The sequence below is a fragment of the Parasedimentitalea denitrificans genome (genome assembly GCF_011813015.1).
Lineage (GTDB): Bacteria > Pseudomonadota > Alphaproteobacteria > Rhodobacterales > Rhodobacteraceae > Parasedimentitalea > Parasedimentitalea denitrificans.
Map to the genome: position 1 here is coordinate 1 of NZ_QHLQ01000004.1, position 19,266 is coordinate 19,266.

Below are 19,266 nucleotides of genomic sequence, written 5' to 3' on the forward strand. Positions count from 1 at the left end.
AAACCAGATCGACAGCGAACCGCGCTGTTTTAGGGCTAGGTTGTAGTCTGACCAGTTCCTGGTCTTGTAAGTCGTCGGTGTCCACCTGCTCATGAACTCCAACTATCACGCTGGATTCATACAGTGAATCCCATCAACCGATTTGTGCAACAAAGCCATCACCTGCAAGTCCGCTTTTGGCAAAACTGAAGGCGGCGAAGGTGAATGCCTTCGCTCCAAATGGCGAAGACTTTAGCCCGCTTTATCTCCGCGAAGATGTCGAGGCAGTTCAAAGATAGCTTTCAAATTGTTCGGAAGTCGGTCCATGAACCCTGATATGGCCAAGGCGACAATGCCGAGTGCGCCATACATTCCGCCGAGTGAGATCAGCAAAATCGCACACACTCCACCTGCCTTAATGACACCCGCAGCAAAAACAAACTTATTGACATCGATATGCACGAAGAATGCCAAATCGGCACGCTTATGCCCCATTGGCAAATGTTAAGCTGGTGGGCCGTGCAGGAATCGAACCTGCGGCTTCCAAATTAGGAATTTGGCACTCTATCCGGCTGAGCTAACGGCCCACACACTGAGTGTATTGAAAGAAACCCTTACTCATGTCAACTCAGTAGGTATTAGTAGACCTACTAGAAATAAACACCTGCAAACACTACACTTACACACACACAGTAAGACGTAGGTGGTTATTTTCGCTCTATCCAGTTGAGCCACGGGGCCATATGCAGTGATTGACTGCACCTCCCTCTAACAAATAGAAATTGCGAGCTCAATCCCGTGGCTTGAACCGCGTTGATATTTTGCGGCGGTAGGTTGGGCTGTCTGAATGTTGCCAAATTCAACGCACTTACACCTTATCAACCGGTTACAAATGGCCCCATTGTACTGTGGGGCTTGATTGCGCTAACCTTGTGTGAACAACAACATGAGGCGACACAGTGACATCGGACAACAAACGCCCCCTGACGCTCCGCGATGTATCCGACGCCACGGGCGTTTCCGAAATGACCGTCAGCCGGGTGCTGCGCAATCGGGGCGACGTGTCGGAAAAGACCCGCGTCAAGGTGCTCGCCGCAGCCAAAGAGCTGGGTTATGTGCCCAACAAGATCGCTGGCGCGCTGGCATCAAACCGGGTCAATCTAGTGGCGGTGATCATCCCGTCCCTGTCCAACATGGTGTTCCCCGAGGTGCTGACCGGCATCAACGAAGTACTAGAGACAACTGCCTTGCAACCCGTTGTTGGGGTTACTGATTATCGGGCAGAGAAAGAAGAGAAAGTTCTGTACGAGATGCTGTCGTGGCGGCCCTCTGGGGTGATCATTGCCGGTCTGGAACACTCTGACGCTGCGCGTGCGATGCTAAACGCTGCTGGAATTCCTATTGTTGAGATCATGGACACCGATGGCAAACCCGTTGACGCGATGGTGGGTATCTCACACCGTCGGGCGGGCAGTGAAATGGCCAAGGCAATCCTAAAGGCCGGGTATCGCCATATCGGTTTCATGGGCACTAAAATGCCGCTGGATCACCGCGCCCGCAAACGGTTCGAAGGTTTCACCGAGGCGCTGGCCAAGGAAGGTGTCGAGATCGAGGATCGCAATTTCTATTCAGGTGGGTCCGCGCTGGCCAAGGGCCGCGAAATGACCGCCGAGATGCTGGAACGTTCGCCTGATCTGGATTTCCTGTATTATTCCAACGACATGATCGGCGCGGGTGGCCTGCTGTATTTGCTGGATCAGGGGATCGACGTGCCGGGTCAGATCGGTCTGGCAGGTTTCAACGATGTTGAGTTGTTGCAGGGATTGCCCCGCAAGCTGGCCACTATGGATGCCTGTCGGCTTGAGATCGGACGCAAAGCGGCTGAGATCATCGCAGCCCAGCTCGACAATCCCGAGGAAGAGATCGAAAACCGCATCACTCTGACCCCGACCATCAGCTATGGCGATACGCTAAAGCGACGCTGATGGCTGTTCAACACCTCGACAATCGAGCAGCTCGACGGTTGTTCATGGATCGGCATGCGCTGATTGAGACCCCAACCGGTGCCGCCAAGGGGCCTGCGTTGCTGGATCTGATCACACGTTTGGGGTTTGTGCAGCTGGACAGTATCAACACCGTGGCACGTGCCCATGATATGATCCTGTATTCTCGACGGCCATCGTATCGGGCTAAGCACCTGAAGCAGTTGTACGAAGGCGATCGCGCGCTGTTCGAACACTGGACCCATGACGCCGCCGTTATCCCGATGCAGTTCTATCCCCTGTGGCATCTGCGGTTCCAACGTGATGCAGCCCGGTTGAAATCGCGATATCGGAACTGGCACCGTGATAACTATGAGGCGCAGTTCGACACCGTCCTGAAACACATCCGCGATCACGGGGCGGTTGGGTCGTCTGACGTGGGCAAGGATGAGAAAAAGGGATCCGGTGGCTGGTGGGATTGGCATCCGTCAAAAACCGCGCTGGAGTATCTGTGGCGGTCTGGCGCGTTATCGGTGGTCGGGCGCAACGGGTTTCAAAAGCAATATGACCTGACCGAGCGCGTGATCGAGGAACACCTGCGCCCCGGCGCCCTACCCTGTGTTGAGGCTGATACGGTGGACACCCTGTGTAACGGCGCTTTGGATCGGTTGGGCTTTGCTACATCAGGCGAAATCGCTGCGTTTTGGGACACCGTCTCGTCAACCGAGGCCCGCGCATGGTGTAAGTCGCAGTTGGATCAAGGGGAGCTAGAAGAGATTGAAGTTGCCCATACCGATGGCAAACTGCGCCGCGCGTTTGCCCGACCGGGAGTGGTAGAGGCGGCGCAGGACATTGGCCCTGCCCCAACACGCATGCGGGTGCTTAGCCCGTTTGACCCGGCAATACGCGACCGTAAGCGGGCTGAACGGTTGTTTGGCTTCCATTATCGGATCGAAGTCTTTGTCCCCGCGCCAAAACGCATCTACGGCTATTATGTTTTCCCACTTTTCGAGGGCGAGCGCATGGTGGGCCGGATCGATATGAAGGCGCAGCGCGATGCTGATCGGTTGCAGGTAACTGCAGTCTGGCCCGAGCGCGGTGTTAAATGGCCAGCCGCCCGAGTTCGCAAGCTGGAGAGCGAGTTGCAGCGGGTGGCTCGCTTTGCTGGGCTGTCGCAGGTGGTATTTGCGGACGGATGGCTGCGGGACGCGGTTTAGCAAACTCAAGCCTCAGCCGGCACGGCCCTCAGCGATCTCTATTAACCGAGAAACCCGCGTTCGTGGACCAACCCAACCAGTTCATCCAAGCTTTGCTGGACCTCTCTGCCTGAAGTATCCAATTGCGCCAATGCCTTGCTGTATAACGCTTCGCGACTTGCTAGGATCGACCTAAGCTGCTCCATCGCTTCGGGATTTCCAGCCATTGGGCGTTCATCGCCCTGCGCACGGACACGCGCCATGTGCTCTTCGGCGTCGGCCTTGACCCAAATGGTGTGAAACCCGGTTAGCAGGCTATTATAGGTTTCCGGCTCGCCCACCACACCGCCAGCAGCGGCAAGGATCAAACTGTCATGGGTGGCGGTAATCCGTGAAATCGCCTGCGCCTCTAGGGTGCGATAGCCTTCTTGACCATATAGCGCCATGACCTCGTCCACCGGCATACCGCTTTGGGCCTCAATTTCTGTATTCAGTTCAACAAACGGCAGATCCAGCGCCTGCCCGGCTAATGCGCCCAAGGTCGATTTACCCGCACCGCGCAGCCCGACCAGACAAATCCGTCCGGCACGAAGGTTCGCTTCGGGACCGGGGGACAGCAGGTCCCTTACCATCTGCTGCGTTGTGGCGTTTGAGCTTCGATAAAGCTCGCCCACGCGCAGCGCCTCAGAGGTCCAAGGGTCATCTTCACCAGTTAGCCATTCAATACGATGGTCCAACGCGATGGCCACACGTTGCAGCAACCCGATAGAGATATTTCCCGCGCCGCTTTCCAACTGGGCCAGATAGCGAGGTGATACACCTGATTGCTCTGACAGAACACGCCGCGAGATGCCTTTGCGTTCGCGCGCATGCCTGACCCGCTCGCCCACACGAGTGATCAACCTCTCCACCGAGGTATCCGCATCATCGCGTTCAGAGACCGCCTTGGCCTCGCCGCGGAAATTGGTGATCTCACTCATCAGGGTGCCAAATATGAATCATACTGCATGAATTTAGATCGACAGCTCTGCACCTTCAAACAGAAACCGGCGAATTCGCACACAGGTTGCATTATTTTGCGAAGATATCGCTATTCGGGCCGGATCAGTGGTGTGACGATGTCGCGAATGTCCGGTGGTGCTGGTTTTGATGTGAATGTTTCAGGCGCGATAAAGACGCAGACAAATTTGCCTTCGAAACACAGTTTGCCGTCTTGGCGGGCGTTGACGCGGAACGCGATGGAACTGCTGCCCAGCTTGCAGGGCCAGACCTCACAGATCAGCCGATGGCGTGGGGTAACGGGCGAGCGGAAATCGAGGCTCATATGCACAAAGGGCGTGCCAGTGCCGCGATCCAGCTCCATTTGGAACCAACCGTCGCCGCCCAAGTTATGCTCCCACCAGGCATCAATCGCTTCGAGCGCAAACCAAGGCAACCGACCGGTATATGCAATGCGCGCGGGATCACAATCGCCCCAGCCAACCCGGATTTCATGGGTAAAGTTGGCTGGATCAGCCGCTGTTTCCTGCGATGTCATTCAGTAGGTTTCCACATGGTATCTTCCGTCATCGCGCATGCTATCGCGCAGATCAGACCAGTTCAAATCGATACCACGGGCGATATCCTTCAGCGCCTCTTCAACCCCCTGCTCCATCGCCTTTAGGCCACAGATGTAGATATAACCGTTGGGGTTTTGCAGCAGCTTAGCCACCCGACCAACCTCTTCGCGCAGACGGTCCTGCACATATTGTTTGGGCGCATCTTCCTGACGGGAGAAAGCAAAGTGTTTTGCCATGAAACTGTCGGGGATTTTCTTAAGTGGACCAAAGTACGGCAGCTCAGCCGGCCGACGTGCACCGAACACAAGGGTCATGTGGTCCTGATCCTGTGGCGACACCCGCTGGCGTCGCATGGTGAACCCACGAAACGGGGCAGACCCGGTGCCAGTGCAGATCATCAGGATGTCGGCCTGTGGGTCGCTGGGCAGCAGAAAGGTAGAACCAAACGGGCCAGTCAGTTGCACGTCGTCACCGGCGGCCAGATCACAGACATAGTTGGAGCAAATACCTTCGGGCTCTCGTTTCACCGTCAGCGAGATGTTCAGATAGCCCGGGCGTTCACCATCGCGGGGACTGGAGACCGAATAGAGCCGAGGCAGATGGGGGTGGCCATTGTCATCTGTGCCCGGCGGGATAATGCCAACACTTTGCCCTTCGAGCACGGGAAACGGCAGGCCTGCCATGTCCAGAATGATGTGGCGCACATCAGCGTCACTGTCGGCCTCGGTCAGCCGGTAATTCCCCTGAACCCGCGCGGTAGCTGGTTTGCCGAGGTTATACATGTTGATCGTCGGCTTTGATGCACTCGCCGGGGCCTTGGCCTTGCCGCCTGCCCCAGCATGGGCCTTGGCCAAAAGTTCAGCCATCGCATCATCCAAGGCCTCAAGCCCGCTTTCCGCTTCGCCACCTTCGGCGATGTCGGCCTGTACGGGCATTTCTTCCCAGCTGAACTGATCCTCGACTGAGTGCGGTTCGGTCACAATTCGCCATTCGTCGATCGAGCCGGTTGGGCAGACCGGAATGCAATCCATGCAGAAATTGCACTTGGACGCATCAACAACCACGTTGACGTCATCATGCACGATCGCCTCTTCTGGGCATGTCATCTCGCAGGTGTAACAGCGAATACAGATTTCCGGGTCGATCAGGTGCTGCTTTTGGGCTTGGGTCATTGCGGCCTGCTGGATTTGTTCAAGATGAGATCTGGAACGGTGAGCGCGTCAATCAAGGCCTGACACATACCGGTACAATTACTGCATCCGACACAGGGCCCCTGCAGCCCAACAATCTGGGCTGAGAGGTTGTTGATATTTGGTGTTTCCACCTTGTTGCGGCTGATCTTCATTTCAAATCCTCCGTTGCATAAGACTGACCCGGCTCATAGCAGAGCCGGGTCAATGGCTGGTTTACGCCATGTGCAGTTTTACATACTCAAAATCGCCCGGCTTATTATCAATGCCGACCTTGGGCGGCGCGATCCAGCTGGCGTATTTTCCGGGCTCTGTGCAGGGCTTCATCAGCGACTGGATAAAGTCGCCATCGGCCTTGGTTGGCAACCAATCCTTGACGCGCGCATCCCACTGTTCCTTGGGGATGATATCGCCATCCGGAGTCACACTGACGGCTGAGAACACTCCGATTTTACGGTGGAACCCTTCGTGCGGGATGGTCATTTCAAAATCGACGCCCATCTTGGCGATCAGCTTGTTCCAGCGGCCAACGCCACCAGCTGCATCTTTGACATAGTCATCACGCAGTCGCATGTTGATCGCGGTTAGGGCGGGAACTTCCTCGGCTACGATTTTGCCTTCTTTGATTGACCGAACCACATAGCTGTCATTGTTCAACATGTGGTCGTCTTTGATCCGCTGCTCCATAAACCGTCCCTTGATGCCGGCGTTGAAGGCGTTGGCCGCGTTGGTCGATACCTCTTGGCCGAACAGATCCAGCGAAAGGGTATAGTGCAGATTCAGTTTCTTCTGGATCGTGGGCAGGTCGATGACGCCCAGGTCGCGGATCTTATCGATGTCGTACGGGTCAGTGATGCCTGCAGCCTTCATCGCGTCACAGGTGGCCTGAATAGTGCGGCCTACCCCGGTTTCACCAACGAACATGTGGTGGGCTTCTTCGGTCAGCATAAACCGGCAAGTGCGGCTAAGCGGGTCAAAGCCAGATTGCGCCAGGCTTTCCAGCTGCATCTTGCCATCGCGGTCGGTGAAGTAGGTGAACATGAAGAACGACAGCCAATCCGGCGTTTCCTCGTTGAACGCGCCCAGCATCCGTGGAGCCTCTTCGGAACCCGAGGACCGAACCAGCATGTCATTGGCTTCTTCACGGCCATCGCGGCCAAAGTATTTCTGCAGCAGGTAAACCATCGCCCAGAGGTGGCGGCCTTCCTCGACGTTCACCTGAAACAGGTTGCGCATGTCATACAGCGACGGCGCGGTCAGGCCCAGAAAGCGTTGCTGCTCAACGGATCCCGGCTCAGTATCGCCCTGAATTACAATCATCCGTTTCAGCATGTTGCGGTATTCACCGGGGACCTCTTGCCAGGCAGGTTCACCGTAATGTTCACCACAGGGAATGGTGCGGCCTTCGACCTGCGGGGCCAGCAGGACACCCCAGCGGTATTCCGGCATCTTTACATAGTCGAATTTGGCCCAGCCCTTGGGGTCAACCGACACGGCGGTGCGCAGATAGATCATGCTTTGCTGGAACTGCTGTGGGATCAGGTCGTTCCACCAGTTGATGTAACCTGGGTGCCATTTCTCCAGCGCTTTCAGCACCTTCTTGTCGCTGCTAAGGCCAACGTTGTTGGGGATTTGGGTGTCATAGCTGACGTTAATGAGATCCATCATTTCATTCTCCTATGGGGCGGTGCTGTTACACACGTTCCATGTTGTATTCGCCGCGTTTACCGGTGCCGTAGCGTTGCAAGGCGCCATCCGTGCCAACCGCATTGGGGCGCTGGAAGATCCAGTTCTGCCAAGCGGTCAGGCGGCCAAAAATTCGGGTTTCCATGGTTTCGGGACCGGCAAAGCGCAGGTTGGCCTCCATCCCGGTCATCGCATCAGGCGAGAAGCTAGCGCGCTCTTCCATGAAAATACGAACCTCGTCCTCCCAGTCGATGTCGTCAAAAGCGAAGGTGATCAGGCCCAGTTCTTCGGCGTCATCTGCCTCTAGCGGCTCACCGATCCGTTCTTGCAGGGCGTCGACATCAGCCGGGTCGCTTAGGAAGCGGGTCTGCAGGCGGGTCAGGTCGTTGCCCATTGGGTATGTGCCAAAATTCGATTGGCTTAGAGTGATGGCTGCCAGAGGGCGATTGTCGTCTTCGAATTCTTCCAGCATCATATAACTGCGATCCACCGACCATAGAAGTTCAGCCAGAACGCCAGCAAAGCAGGATCCATGCTCGACCAGTGCCACCAGCGAGCGTGAGGTCATATCGACCCGTTTCAGGACCCGTTTCCAGTACTTCAGAATCTCGTTGGCCAGCCAGTGATCGCGATTCGATAGCAGCAGCTCTTCGTGCGCCAGCAGGGTTTCGGAACTGCCTTGGGTGTGAAACGCGACAAGACCGATTTCACGCTCGTTCAGGCGTAGGTGCAAGATAGCATCGTCGAACTCACGGGCCAATCGAAGCATATACGCCTCGGCACCCTGCGCTTGTAGCGCGGACATTTCTGCAGGTGCACCTTCTGTGGGTCCGTGCAAAGTGACGTTGGCACGTCCGTTTTCCCGATCAATTGTGACTTCGACAGTTGAATACGTAACCGCCCCATCTTCGCCAAAGGTTCGGTTCAGCGGCGTCAGTTCGATGCCGGTCAGACCTGAAGGTTTATCGCTTGTTGCAACAAATTCCGCTGCGCGTTCGATCACTGTAGCGTCAAACTTGGAGTTGGCGACCACTTCGTCCACCAGCTTCCAGTCAACAGCCCGCTGGCCCTTGACCCCCTCTTCGATTGAGCAGAACACATCTGCCAGATCCCGGCGTACTTTGCGTTTGTCGGTGACGCGTGTCAGCCCGCCAGTGCCGGGAAGAACGGCCAGCAACGGCACCTCGGGCAAGGCAACCGAGGAGGCGCTGTCGTTGGTCAGCATGATGTGATTGCAGGCCAGAGCCAGCTCGTATCCACCACCAGCACAGGCGCCTTTGATTGCGGCCATGTATTTCTGACCAGAGTCTGCTTCTGCTGCCTCAAACGTGTTGCGGGTTTCGTTGGTGAATTTGCAGAAGTTCACCTTGTGCGCGTGACTGGCGCCGCCCAGCATTCGGATATTGGCGCCAGCGCAGAACACCTTGTCTTTGGCGGATTGCATCACAACCACTTTGACTTCGGGGTGTTCGAACCGCATGCGCTGCACCACGTCCGCCAGCTCGATATCGACGCCCAGATCATAGGAGTTCAGCTTCAGCTCATAACCAGGAAACAAACCGCCCGTTTCATCGACATCCATAAACAGATTGGCGATTTCTCCATCATACTCGACTCGCCAGTGTCGGTATTTCGACGGGTCGGTCTGGAAATCAATCACCTTGGTCATCGCGCGCACTCCTGAGTCTGTCTTGAGACACAATATAACGTGCAGCAAATGTATGGGTAAAGCTAAATGTGCACGATAATGCTCATTCGCGCTACATTAATTCGACATATCGCACCACGCCTTCCCGCATTGTGCATTATAGCGCACAGATTTTGGGGTTTTTCTTATTCAGGCACTTTATCGCGAAGTTTGAAACGCTGGATCTTGCCGGTTGACGTCTTGGGAAGATCTTCGACGAATTCAATCCAGCGCGGGTACTTCCATTTGCCGATTTCCTCTTTGACAAACTCTTTCAGCTCGGCGGCCAGTTCATCGCTGGGGGCCCCTTCTTTGAGAACGATATAGGCCTTGGGCTTTTCCAAGCCTTCGCCATCACGGGCCGATACTACGGCAGATTCAAGAACCAGAGGATGTGAAATAAGGGCCTGCTCTACCTCAAACGGGGACAACCAGATGCCGGAGACTTTGAACATGTCGTCGGTTCGGCCGCAGTAGATGTAGCGCCCCTGCGCGTTGCGTTCGTATTTGTCGCCTGTGCGGGTCCATTCACCCTGAAAAGTTGCACGACTTTTTTCGCGCTGGTTCCAATACCCATCAGCCGCCGAGGCACCCCGAACCAGAAGTTCGCCAATTTCACCCTGTGCGACCTCATTTTCTGCCTCATCCACCAAACGCAGGTCATAACCCGGAACTGCAATACCAGAGGTTCCATAGACCACGTCATCCGCCCGGTTCGAGAGAAAGATGTGCAGCATTTCGGTTGATCCGACTCCATCTAGGATGTCGACACCCCAAAGAGCGCTCCACCGGCGACCAATGTCCTCTGGCAGGGCTTCACCAGCCGAGATGCAGCGACGAAGCGGGATATTCGGCTTTTCAACCATTTCAAGCTGCGCAAGCGTTGCAGCATATAGGGTCGGCACACCGCAAAACACTGTCGGCTTTTCGGATTCGAGGATGTCCAAAACCACTTCAGGTGTTGGGCGTGCATTGTACAACACGGATGTCGCACCTACCGCCATGGGCATGCTAAGGGCATTGCCCAGGCCATAGGCAAAGAACAGTTTGGCGACCGAGTAGACGACGTCGTCTTCAACCAGTTGCAACACCTGGTCACCATAGGTTTCAGCAGTTGCGCCAAGGGCGCCATGAACGTGACGAACCCCTTTGGGCAACCCGGTAGAGCCCGAAGAATAAAGCCAAAAGGCAACTTCATCTTCGGAACAGTCGACTAGTGGCATTGGTTCGGCGTCAGCGATAAAATCTTCGAGGCTTACAGTTCCGTCCGGTGCATCGCCACCAATGACTACGACTTTCTCTAGATCGGGGACTGCCTTGGCGGCAGGTTCAACAGACGACCACAGTTCAGCGCTGACAAACAACACAGTTGCACGGCTGTCGCGAAAAATCGCCTCGTAAACCGGGGGGGCAAGTAATGTGTTCATTGGTACCGGCACGACACCGGCCTTGATCGTGCCCCAGAATATCTGTGGAAATTCTATCTGATCCAGAACCAGCATTGCAGCACGGGCTTCGCGGCGTATTCCGGCACGACCCAAGGAACTGGCAAGCACACCGCTGTCTTGGGCCAATTGACCGTAACTAAGTTGTCGCTTCTTTCCGGCAGCCTCACGAAAGGCGATCTTGTTCGGTCTTATGTCTACGTGACGGTCGACAAAGTAGCTGGCCGCATTTGCGCTGGCTGTCATTCTTAATTCTCCCTAGACGCCCCCCGGATAAAGCAACCCGGCGGCATGTCGCACAATCTATTGGCGAACGTTCGTGTGCACTCATAATGCACCGGAACGAGAGGCGTGCAAGATATTGCGAGCCAATTATGCATAATAATGCAGGTTCTTGTGAGGGAGATGTAACCCATGGGTTACCCAAACCCACAACCACAAGGAACAATCGAACGATGCCCCTTGTGGATTAAGGCTTGGTTACCTGGGCGGTCAGTGCATCAACATCAGTGGCAACAGGGTGATGACCGGGAACAACACCAGAATGATCACGCGCACCAGATCCGATGCGACAAAGAACATCACCGCCTTGTAGGTGTCGATCATCTTAGTCTTGCGGTCCATCGCATTGATGATGAACAGGTTCATCCCTACGGGCGGAGTGATCAGGCCCACTTCGACCACGATCAGAACCAGGATACCAAACCAAATGGCGACGTATTCAGCCTCGATCCGGTTGGCCATGCCCTTGGTCACGCGAATACCCAGTTCCTTCATCTGGTCGCGGGTCAATTCAGCTCCGGTAGCCATAGCCTCTTTGATCGCGGCAAGCGTTCCATCTGTCATACCCTCGGGCACCCCAGCATTCAGAACCTCACGGGCGGCGTCCGCTTGCATCGCAGCCAAATTGACCAGATCAAAGTCCATGGCGGAAATCACCGGGAAGAAGATGGGAATGGTCAACAGGATCATGCTTAGACTGTCCATCAGGCAGCCAAAGACCAGGTAAAATACCAAAATCAACGCAAGGACCATCCAAGGGCTGAAACCTTGGCTAACCACAAAGTCGGCCAGTTCCTGCGGTACTTGGGTCAGAGCAAGAAAGCCGTTGTAGAAGCCTGCGCCCAGCACAATGAAGAAGATCATTGCGGTTGAACGCGCAGTGACCATGAAGCTGTCGGTCAGATTTGCGCGATCCAACCCGCCGTTCAACCATGCGATCAGTCCAGTACCAAAGGCCCCGACTGCGGCGCCCTCGGTTGGGGTGAACCAGCCCAGATAGATACCGCCAACCACCAGTCCAAAGACGGTCAGAACCGGCCAAACATGGAACAGCGCCGCAAAGCGTTCGCGCATTGGCACCGCTGGACGAGTACCTGCTGCATCGGGGTACAGGCGCACGTAGATAGAAATCACGATCACATAACCAAGCGCCGCCAGAATACCTGGGATAAAGGCGGCAAGGAACAGCTTGGCGATGTTTTGCTCGGTCAGGATGGCATAGATCACCAGCACAACCGAGGGCGGGATCAGAATGCCTAGCGTGCCGCCGGCAGCCAATGTTGCAGCGGAGAACCCGCCGGCATAGCCGTATTGCTTCAGTTCAGGCAGGGCTACCCGCCCCATAGTGGCAGCGGTGGCTAGCGAACTGCCACAAATCGCACCAAAGCCGGCACAGGCACCAATCGCGGCCATGGCAACACCGCCCCTGCGGTGACCTAGGAAGCCCTCGGCTGCTTTGAACAGAGCGCTGGACATGCCGCCCAGTGTTGCAAAGTGCCCCATCAGAAGGAACATCGGTACGATGGTCAGGGAATAGGATGAAAAGGTCGAGTAGGTTTCGTTTTTCAGACGGCCAAAGGCGACTTGGGTTCCGTCGGTGACGATCATCAAGCCCCCTAAGCCAACGAGAAACATCGACAGGCCAATAGGCACCCGCAAGAAGATCAGCGTCATCAGGACGGGGAAAGAGGCAATTCCGATTTCAAGAGTAGTCAATGGTCTGTCTCCACGCCGTCCCAGATAAGGATGCGGCCGGTAAGAAATTCGATAGTGCGCACGGCACCCATGTAGACGCCGACAATGGCGGCAACCACCGCAGCAACCAGGCTGGCGGAATAGGCCCACCACACTGGGAATTCGAGCAAGAGAGAGGTTTCGCCGTTGTGAAGCTTGCTGAGCATCCCTGCTCCAAGCCGCCAGGCGATCAGGACCAGCACTCCGGCAAAGGCAATTTCAGTCACCATACGCAGAAATCTGCTTGCGCCGCGCGAGAAGGAATTGACCAGAATATCAACCGAGGCATGCCCCGCAGTGATCTGACACAACGGAAGGAATGCGAATATCGCGAAGGCAACGCCGGCCTCGACCACTTCGAAATCGCCATTAATTGGACCGACGCCGATAGCGATCATCCATTCCGCAAATTCCGGAGCCAGGCTGGCCATGAGGTCGCCGTGAAAGAAACCATTCAACAGGCGGCCTGAAATCGAAAGACAAGTGAGAACTATTAGCAGCGTGAGAACCACGCCACCGATGGCGGCCATGGACCTAGCAAGCTTCATCATGAACTTGTGCATAGTTACGCATCCCTTTCGCGTCACAAGTAAGGCCGCAGCGGAGTGCTCGCTGCGGCCTCTTTGGTCTGTACCAGACTTACTTCGAGTATTTCTCGATCAGCATGGTGGCTTCGTCGATCAGCGCCTGACCGTCGATACCTTTTTCGGTCATGTCAGCCAGCCATTTGTCGTAGATCGGCTGAGCGCGCGCACGCCATTCGGCAGTCTGAGCGGCATCAAGTGTGATGACGTTGTTGCCCATATCCAGCGCCATTTCACGCGACGGACCATCGGCATCAGCCTGAGTACCACCGGCAAATACTGAGAATTCCAGACCCGAATTGTCGTCGATGATCTGCTGCAGGTCGGCAGGCAGGCTGTCAAACTTAGGTTTGTTCATCGCCAGAACGAAGGTCAGAGTGTACAGCGCTTTGCCAGTAAACTCGGTGTGGTTTTCAACCAGTTCTGGAACCTTCAGCGCTGCGGTCACTTCCCATGGGATGGTTGTGCCGTCGATCACGCCTTTGGACAGACCTTCTGGAACCGCTGGAACTGGCATGCCAACCGGGGTTGCACCCAGCTCTGTCAGCAGCGAGTTGACCGAGCGCGAACCGCCACGGATTTTCATGCCGCGCAGGTCGTCTGGTGTCGCAACCGGATCCGAGGTGTGGATCATGCCGGGGCCGTGAACCCAAGTGCCTAGGATTTTGAGATCCTTGAACTCGGTGTCTTTCATGTGGGTTTCGAACATTTCCCAATATGCACGCGAAACAGCACGGGCGTCGGTCATCATGAATGGGAGTTCGAACACTTCGGTCGAAGGATAGCGGCCTGGCGTATAGCCAACCACAGTCCAAACAATGTCAGCAACGCCATCGATAGCCTGGTCCATCAGCTCTGGTGGCTTACCGCCCAGCTGCATGGAAGGATAACGATCAATCTTGATGCGACCTTCGGAGGCCTCTTCGATCTTGTCCGCCCAAACGTCCAGGATCAGTTTTGGCACGTTAGCCTGTGCTGGCAGAAACTGGTGCAGTTTCAGGGTGACTTCCTGAGCCATTGATGATGTCGCAGTAAGTGCTGCGATGGCTGCGACACCAAAGGCGCCGAGTAGCTTTCTCCGAGTGGTCATGTGATTCCTCCCTTAGGACCATAGTCTCGCACTATAATGCCTTCATTTTAGAAGTTTGCAATATAGTGCATTAATCTTCTCGTTTCTTCCTCTTTCTGGCGGCGCTTCCCCCTGTCTCCCTCATTGGGCGCCACCGTTTTAACTCATTTTTCAATCCGGTCTGACTTTTGCTATTAGTAGAGTTTGTAACCATCAACCGAATATATGCGGTTTTGATTCATCAATGATCCGCGCGTCTTGCTTGGGGTCACGATCATTGCACTGATCCGGCTTCGGCATTTATTTCCATTTTGATGGGCTGAAGTCCGTCTATCCCACCTTCGATAACATCGCCGGACACAACAGGGCCAACACCCGCTGGCGTGCCGGTCAGGATCACGTCACCGGGGCGTAGGTGATAGAACTGTGACAAGTGGCACAGGATTTCCTCGATCGACCAGATCAGCTCGGCCAGCGTAGCATCCTGACGTGTTTCGCCGTTCACATTCAGATGGATGCGCCGTTCGGCGGTTGCTGCCCAATCTGACGCCCGTGTGAAGGGGGCCAAGACAGTGCCGTTTTCCAGGTCTTTGCCCAAGCTCCACGGTCGCTGCTTCTTACGTTCGCGAATTTGCAGGTCACGGCGGGTCATATCCAGAGCGCAGCCAAATCCAAAGATCGCTGCGCGGGCTTGTTCTGGTGTGGCCTGAAACAATGGCGAACCAAGTGCCAGCGCCAGTTCCATTTCGTAGTGAAAGTTATCGGTGCCCGGCGGATAGGGCACCTGCGCACCGCTTAGGACCATATTTGCTGGCGATTTTGTGAAGTAGAACGGCGCCTCTCGGTCCACCTCGACACCCATCTCAGCGGCATGAGCTGCGTAGTTACGTCCAACACAAAAGATACGACCGACCGGGTATCCAGCGCATTCGTTCACGACCGGAACCACTGGAATGGCAGGCAGTTCGAAAAGTGTATCAGTCATGCATGTGCCCCTTTGGGGATAAGTAATACAAAGAGGACTTGGGATTGCAACTTATCGAAGGGGCCAAACTGTTTTGCTATTGGATAAGGCGAAGATGCCGCAGGCACGTGGTGAAGTTTTGCCTGCCGGGTGGAGACCCCAGCAGGCAATATGGATGTTAACCGGCCAGAATCACTTCGAGTGGATCATGTTCCGCGACAAAGTGGTTTGGACTGACCTCATTCAGCTTGGGAACATAGTCGGTCTCCCCGGCGTTCAACCGGCTGGGCAGAAACCGCAGTGCCGCCCTTGGATCCAGTGGTGAGGGAAGTTCGCCCGGAATGTTGATTCGGGTTCGCTGCCGTTCAATCACGGGGTCTGGGATCGGCACCGCTGAAATCAGCGCCTGCGTATAGGGATGCTGCGGACGGGCGCAGATGGTTTCGCCATCACCCAGCTCCACGATACGGCCCAAATACAGAACCATGATCCGGTTAGAGATGGTGCGTACAACCGACAGATCATGGCTGATGAACATCATCGACACGCCGAACTCGGCCTGAAGATCCTTAAGCAGAGTCAGGATTTGCGCCTGGATGGACACGTCCAGCGCCGACACCGCCTCGTCGCAGATCACAAGACGTGGGTTGTTGATCATCGCGCGTGCAATGCCCACCCGCTGGTTCTGACCACCTGACAGTTCGTGTGGGTAACGGTTGATCATGTTCAGATCCAACCCCACACGTTCCATCATCTTCTCGACCGTTTTACGGCGCTCACCCGAGGTCAGATCAGGACGAAAGGTTCTTAGTGGTTCCTGAATCGACGCCGAAATGGTCATACGCGGGTCAAGCGAGGCCAGCGGATCCTGGAACACGATCTGCAGGTCCTTGCGGCGCTTGGTCAGCTCTCGTTTGGCAAGTTTATTCAATGGCGCTCCCAACCAGGTCACGTCGCCGGCTGTGGGTGGAATGAGCTGCAGAATAGATCGGGCCAAAGTGGATTTACCACAGCCAGATTCACCCACGATGCCCAGTGTTTCACCTTCGGCCAGCGAGAAGCTAACACCGTTGACGGCCCGCAATGGGGTTGGCTTGGAGAACAGCCCCTTGTTCTTGATGTCGAAGTTGACCCGAAGATCATCGACCTCAAGCAGTTTGGGTGCCTCAAGCGCGGTGCCGGTAGGTGCATTTTTGGAATCGATACGTGGCATCGAGTCCAAAAGCTTGCGGGTGTAGATATGCTTGGGCTTGGCAAAAATCTCTTTGACGTCGCCGTATTCCACAAACTCACCTTTGCGCATGACCTCGATCCGGTCACACATCCGCGCCACCACACCCATGTCATGGGTGATCAGCGCAATTGCGGTACCCTGCTCTTTTTGCAGTGCGGCCATCAGGTCGAGGATTTCAGCCTGAACAGTCACATCCAACGCGGTGGTGGGTTCATCCGCTATCAGCAGTTTCGGATCACACAACATCGCCATGGCGATCATCACCCGCTGGCGCATACCGCCGGACAGTTCGTGTGGGTACTGCTTCATCCGGCGTGCGGCTTCGGGGATACGCACACGGTTCAGCCAGTCCAGACAATGGGCGCGGGCCTTGGCACCGGTCATGTCTTTGTGGACTTTCAGTACCTCACCCATCTGATCGCCGACGGTCAAATGTGGGGTCAGCGCGGTCAGCGGATCCTGAAAGATCATACCAACGTCATCGCCGCGGATTTTGTTCAGCTTGGAGAGTGGGAGATTGAGGATCTCTTGGCCCTGTAGCTTTACCGATCCGGTGGCTTTGCCGTTGGGGGGTAACAGCCCCATCGCGGCCATGAAGCTTTGGCTTTTGCCGGATCCTGATTCGCCCACGATGCCCAAGCATTCGCCGGGTTTGATGTGGAAATCGACACCTTTGACTGCTTCGACAACGCCGTCGTTGGTCTGAAATGAGACCTTGAGGTCAGTGATAGATAGAACACTCATATCAGCGATCCTTTGGGTCTAGTGCGTCACGCAGGCCATCACCGATAAAGAACATGGTGATGATGATGGTGACATAAAAGAAAAGCGGGAACAGAAGCTGCCAGAGCGTGCCATAGGCCATGGTGCCCGCGCCCTCGGCGATTAACGCCCCAAGCGAGGTGTTGGGTTCTGATATTCCGAGACCAAGGAAAGAGATGAAGCTTTCTGCCAAGATCATGTCAGGCACCAGGATTGAGGCGTAAACGATAACCACACCGGCCAAGTTCGGCACAATGTGACGCGTCACAATCGCGGTATCCGACACCCCACCCGCACGGGCGGCCTCGATGAACTCGCGGCTTTTCAGTGCAAGGGTCTGACCGCGCACGATGCGTGACATGGTCAGCCAGCTGACCGCCCCAAGGGCAAGGAACAGCGTGATGAAGGATTTACCGGCAACAACCAGGATCAAGATGATGATCAGAGTTGTGGGGATAGCCAAGAGAATATCAACAAAGGCCATCATGGCAGTGTCCAGACGACCGCCAAAATAACCGGCTGTCACACCATAGAGTGTCCCCACGCACAGCGCCATTGCAGCACCGATTAGACCAACCAGAAGCGAGGTCTGGGTCGCCTGAATGGTGCGCGAGAATAGATCGCGCCCCAGATCATCGACGCCGAAGAAATGGCCGCTTTCGATTGATGGGTAGCCGAGGCCACGAACGTCGCCCATGGTAGCCCAATCGATTTCTTCGTGGTTCCAGACCGCAAAGAGCGGCCCAATAATGACAAACAAGATCACCATACCGAGCACAAAGCTACAGCCCATGGCGGCCTTGTTTTGAATGAACCGCAGCCAAGCGTCACGCATCAGCGACCGCCCTTTAACTACGCTTTCGCTGGCAACATCTTCTGCGAGATCTTGGGCTTTTTGTGATTTTGCGAACATAAGCCTTCTCCCCTTAGTACCGGATCTTCGGGTCAAGCCAAGCATAGGCCAGATCCGTCAGAAGGTTCACAACAACAGTCAGCACACCATAAAGGATGGTGACCCCAAGAAGGACAGAGTAGTCCCGTGACAGCGCCGACCCAACAAAGGCCTGACCTAGACCGCCCGTCGAAAAGTAAATATCGACAAAGACCGAGCCGGTTAGCACGTAGACAAATACCGGCCCCAGATAGGACATGACCGGCATCATTGTCGGCTTTAGCGCATGGCGCCAAATGATGGTGCGCGCTGGCAGGCCCTTGGCCCGGGCAGTTCGGATGAAATTCGAGTTCAGCACTTCGAGCATCGAAGACCGGGTGATCCGTGAGATCGACCCCATGTAGGAGGTCGACAGGGCAATCACCGGCATCACCAGATACTGCCATTGGCCACCGTTCCAGCCACCGCCGGGCAGTAGACCCAGCCACAGTGTAAAGGTCAGGATCAGGATCGGGCCCATGATAAAGTTCGGCAACGCCTGTGCGGCAATACCAAGACTGACGGTGAAATAGTCGATCCAGGTGTTGTGCCGAATGGCGGCAACACAGCCCAGAACGATACCGACTGAACTGGCTGCAAGAAAGCTAAGGAAACCATAGGTCAGCGAGATTGGGAAACCCTGCGCAATGATGTCGTTGACGTCACGATCCTTGAACTTGAAGGACGGGCCGAAATCAAAATGCAGAACGATATTTGTCACGTAGTCCCAGAGCTGCTTCCACAGGGGCTGGTCCAACCCATAGCGCGCCTCAAGATTGGCAAGAACCGCTGGTGGGGGTGGGCGCTCAGAGGTGAACGGGCCGCCGGGTGCAAAATGCATCAGGAAAAAACAAGCGATGATCAGCAGAAGGATCGTCGGGATGGCAACCAACAGGCGCCGGATGATGTAAGAGAGCATGTCTGGACTCGTGTTTCGACCCCGCCGCCTAAGAACAGGCGACGGGGCTTTTGGTGACAGAAA

16 protein-coding genes, 1 tRNA gene and 1 pseudogene are annotated in these 19,266 nt (G+C 55.5%); 2 read left to right on the forward strand and 16 right to left on the reverse strand.

Features of this window, described 5'->3' with window-relative positions:
- The 3 genes and pseudogenes from DL239_RS05805 to DL239_RS05815 all read right to left on the reverse strand — a co-directional run.
- Positions 1–93 (reverse strand): annotated as a pseudogene (locus DL239_RS05805) (IS5/IS1182 family transposase); the annotation flags it as partial.
- A gap of 138 nt (positions 94–231) precedes the next feature.
- Positions 232–474, reverse strand: coding sequence for a hypothetical protein (locus DL239_RS05810; protein WP_167683062.1), 243 nt, complete (start codon positions 472–474; stop codon positions 232–234).
- Between the two features lie 15 nt (positions 475–489).
- Positions 490–566, reverse strand: a tRNA-Arg gene (locus DL239_RS05815).
- Positions 567–938: 372 nt separating this feature from the next.
- Between DL239_RS05815 and DL239_RS05820 the strand changes: the two genes are divergently transcribed.
- Together DL239_RS05820 and DL239_RS05825 are read left to right on the forward strand one after the other, a co-directional pair.
- Positions 939–1,964: a LacI family DNA-binding transcriptional regulator gene (locus tag DL239_RS05820; RefSeq protein ID WP_167683063.1), complete on the forward strand. Its 1,026-nt coding sequence runs from the start codon at positions 939–941 to the stop codon at positions 1,962–1,964.
- The gene (locus DL239_RS05825; RefSeq protein WP_167683064.1) at positions 1,964–3,178 is read left to right on the forward strand and encodes a winged helix-turn-helix domain-containing protein; all 1,215 of its coding nucleotides are present in this window, start codon (positions 1,964–1,966) and stop codon (positions 3,176–3,178) included. The genes DL239_RS05820 and DL239_RS05825 overlap by 1 nt, the downstream gene beginning before the upstream one ends.
- A gap of 41 nt (positions 3,179–3,219) precedes the next feature.
- Here the strand turns inward: DL239_RS05825 and DL239_RS05830 are convergent, their stop codons facing one another.
- The 13 genes from DL239_RS05830 to oppB all read right to left on the reverse strand — a co-directional run bounded on the left by DL239_RS05830 (position 3,220) and on the right by oppB (position 19,203).
- Positions 3,220–4,137: a helix-turn-helix transcriptional regulator gene (locus tag DL239_RS05830; protein ID WP_167683065.1), complete on the reverse strand. Its 918-nt coding sequence runs from the start codon at positions 4,135–4,137 to the stop codon at positions 3,220–3,222.
- A 110-nt stretch (positions 4,138–4,247) separates the two neighbouring features.
- Positions 4,248–4,694 (reverse strand): acyl-CoA thioesterase, encoded by a 447-nt coding sequence (locus DL239_RS05835; RefSeq protein ID WP_167683066.1) that lies wholly within the window; start codon positions 4,692–4,694, stop codon positions 4,248–4,250.
- Complete coding sequence (gene boxA / locus DL239_RS05840; protein WP_167683067.1) at positions 4,695–5,888, reverse strand: benzoyl-CoA 2,3-epoxidase subunit BoxA; 1,194 nt, start codon at positions 5,886–5,888, stop codon at positions 4,695–4,697.
- Between the two features lie 234 nt (positions 5,889–6,122).
- Positions 6,123–7,574 (reverse strand): benzoyl-CoA 2,3-epoxidase subunit BoxB, encoded by a 1,452-nt coding sequence (gene boxB, locus DL239_RS05845; protein ID WP_167683068.1) that lies wholly within the window; start codon positions 7,572–7,574, stop codon positions 6,123–6,125.
- A gap of 25 nt (positions 7,575–7,599) precedes the next feature.
- Positions 7,600–9,261, reverse strand: a complete 1,662-nt coding sequence (boxC, locus tag DL239_RS05850) for a 2,3-epoxybenzoyl-CoA dihydrolase (protein ID WP_167683069.1) — start codon at positions 9,259–9,261, stop codon at positions 7,600–7,602.
- 164 nt (positions 9,262–9,425) lie between these two features.
- Positions 9,426–10,970 carry a benzoate-CoA ligase family protein gene (locus DL239_RS05855; protein ID WP_167683070.1) on the reverse strand — a complete coding sequence of 515 codons (1,545 nt, stop codon included), beginning with the start codon at positions 10,968–10,970 and terminating at the stop codon, positions 9,426–9,428.
- 246 nt (positions 10,971–11,216) lie between these two features.
- Positions 11,217–12,722, reverse strand: coding sequence for a TRAP transporter large permease (locus DL239_RS05860; RefSeq protein WP_167683071.1), 1,506 nt, complete (start codon positions 12,720–12,722; stop codon positions 11,217–11,219).
- Positions 12,719–13,303, reverse strand: coding sequence for a TRAP transporter small permease (locus tag DL239_RS05865; protein ID WP_167683072.1), 585 nt, complete (start codon positions 13,301–13,303; stop codon positions 12,719–12,721). The genes DL239_RS05860 and DL239_RS05865 overlap by 4 nt, the downstream gene beginning before the upstream one ends.
- Positions 13,304–13,379: 76 nt before the next feature.
- Positions 13,380–14,414, reverse strand: coding sequence for a TRAP transporter substrate-binding protein (locus tag DL239_RS05870; RefSeq protein WP_167683073.1), 1,035 nt, complete (start codon positions 14,412–14,414; stop codon positions 13,380–13,382).
- A 253-nt stretch (positions 14,415–14,667) separates the two neighbouring features.
- Positions 14,668–15,378, reverse strand: a complete 711-nt coding sequence (locus tag DL239_RS05875; protein ID WP_167683074.1) for a fumarylacetoacetate hydrolase family protein — start codon at positions 15,376–15,378, stop codon at positions 14,668–14,670.
- Between the two features lie 157 nt (positions 15,379–15,535).
- Positions 15,536–17,335: an ABC transporter ATP-binding protein gene (locus tag DL239_RS05880; RefSeq protein ID WP_167683075.1), complete on the reverse strand. Its 1,800-nt coding sequence runs from the start codon at positions 17,333–17,335 to the stop codon at positions 15,536–15,538.
- Position 17,336: 1 nt separating this feature from the next.
- Positions 17,337–18,266, reverse strand: a complete 930-nt coding sequence (locus DL239_RS05885; protein WP_167683076.1) for an ABC transporter permease subunit — start codon at positions 18,264–18,266, stop codon at positions 17,337–17,339.
- 13 nt (positions 18,267–18,279) lie between these two features.
- Positions 18,280–19,203 (reverse strand): oligopeptide ABC transporter permease OppB, encoded by a 924-nt coding sequence (gene oppB, locus DL239_RS05890; RefSeq protein ID WP_167683077.1) that lies wholly within the window; start codon positions 19,201–19,203, stop codon positions 18,280–18,282.
- Positions 19,204–19,266: the final 63 nt, after the last annotated feature.

Coding starts and splice junctions, on each gene's coding strand:
- DL239_RS05885 (WP_167683076.1), bottom strand. CDS start 18,266: ATGTTCGCAAAATCACAAAAAGCCCAAGATCTCGCAGAAGATGTTGCC.
- boxC (WP_167683069.1), bottom strand. CDS start 9,261: ATGACCAAGGTGATTGATTTCCAGACCGACCCGTCGAAATACCGACAC.
- DL239_RS05825 (WP_167683064.1), top strand. CDS start 1,964: ATGGCTGTTCAACACCTCGACAATCGAGCAGCTCGACGGTTGTTCATG.
- DL239_RS05830 (WP_167683065.1), bottom strand. CDS start 4,137: ATGAGTGAGATCACCAATTTCCGCGGCGAGGCCAAGGCGGTCTCTGAA.
- DL239_RS05875 (WP_167683074.1), bottom strand. CDS start 15,378: ATGACTGATACACTTTTCGAACTGCCTGCCATTCCAGTGGTTCCGGTC.
- boxA (WP_167683067.1), bottom strand. CDS start 5,888: ATGACCCAAGCCCAAAAGCAGCACCTGATCGACCCGGAAATCTGTATT.
- DL239_RS05880 (WP_167683075.1), bottom strand. CDS start 17,335: ATGAGTGTTCTATCTATCACTGACCTCAAGGTCTCATTTCAGACCAAC.
- DL239_RS05855 (WP_167683070.1), bottom strand. CDS start 10,970: ATGACAGCCAGCGCAAATGCGGCCAGCTACTTTGTCGACCGTCACGTA.
- boxB (WP_167683068.1), bottom strand. CDS start 7,574: ATGATGGATCTCATTAACGTCAGCTATGACACCCAAATCCCCAACAAC.
- DL239_RS05810 (WP_167683062.1), bottom strand. CDS start 474: ATGGGGCATAAGCGTGCCGATTTGGCATTCTTCGTGCATATCGATGTC.
- DL239_RS05865 (WP_167683072.1), bottom strand. CDS start 13,303: ATGCACAAGTTCATGATGAAGCTTGCTAGGTCCATGGCCGCCATCGGT.
- oppB (WP_167683077.1), bottom strand. CDS start 19,203: ATGCTCTCTTACATCATCCGGCGCCTGTTGGTTGCCATCCCGACGATC.
- DL239_RS05870 (WP_167683073.1), bottom strand. CDS start 14,414: ATGACCACTCGGAGAAAGCTACTCGGCGCCTTTGGTGTCGCAGCCATC.
- DL239_RS05835 (WP_167683066.1), bottom strand. CDS start 4,694: ATGACATCGCAGGAAACAGCGGCTGATCCAGCCAACTTTACCCATGAA.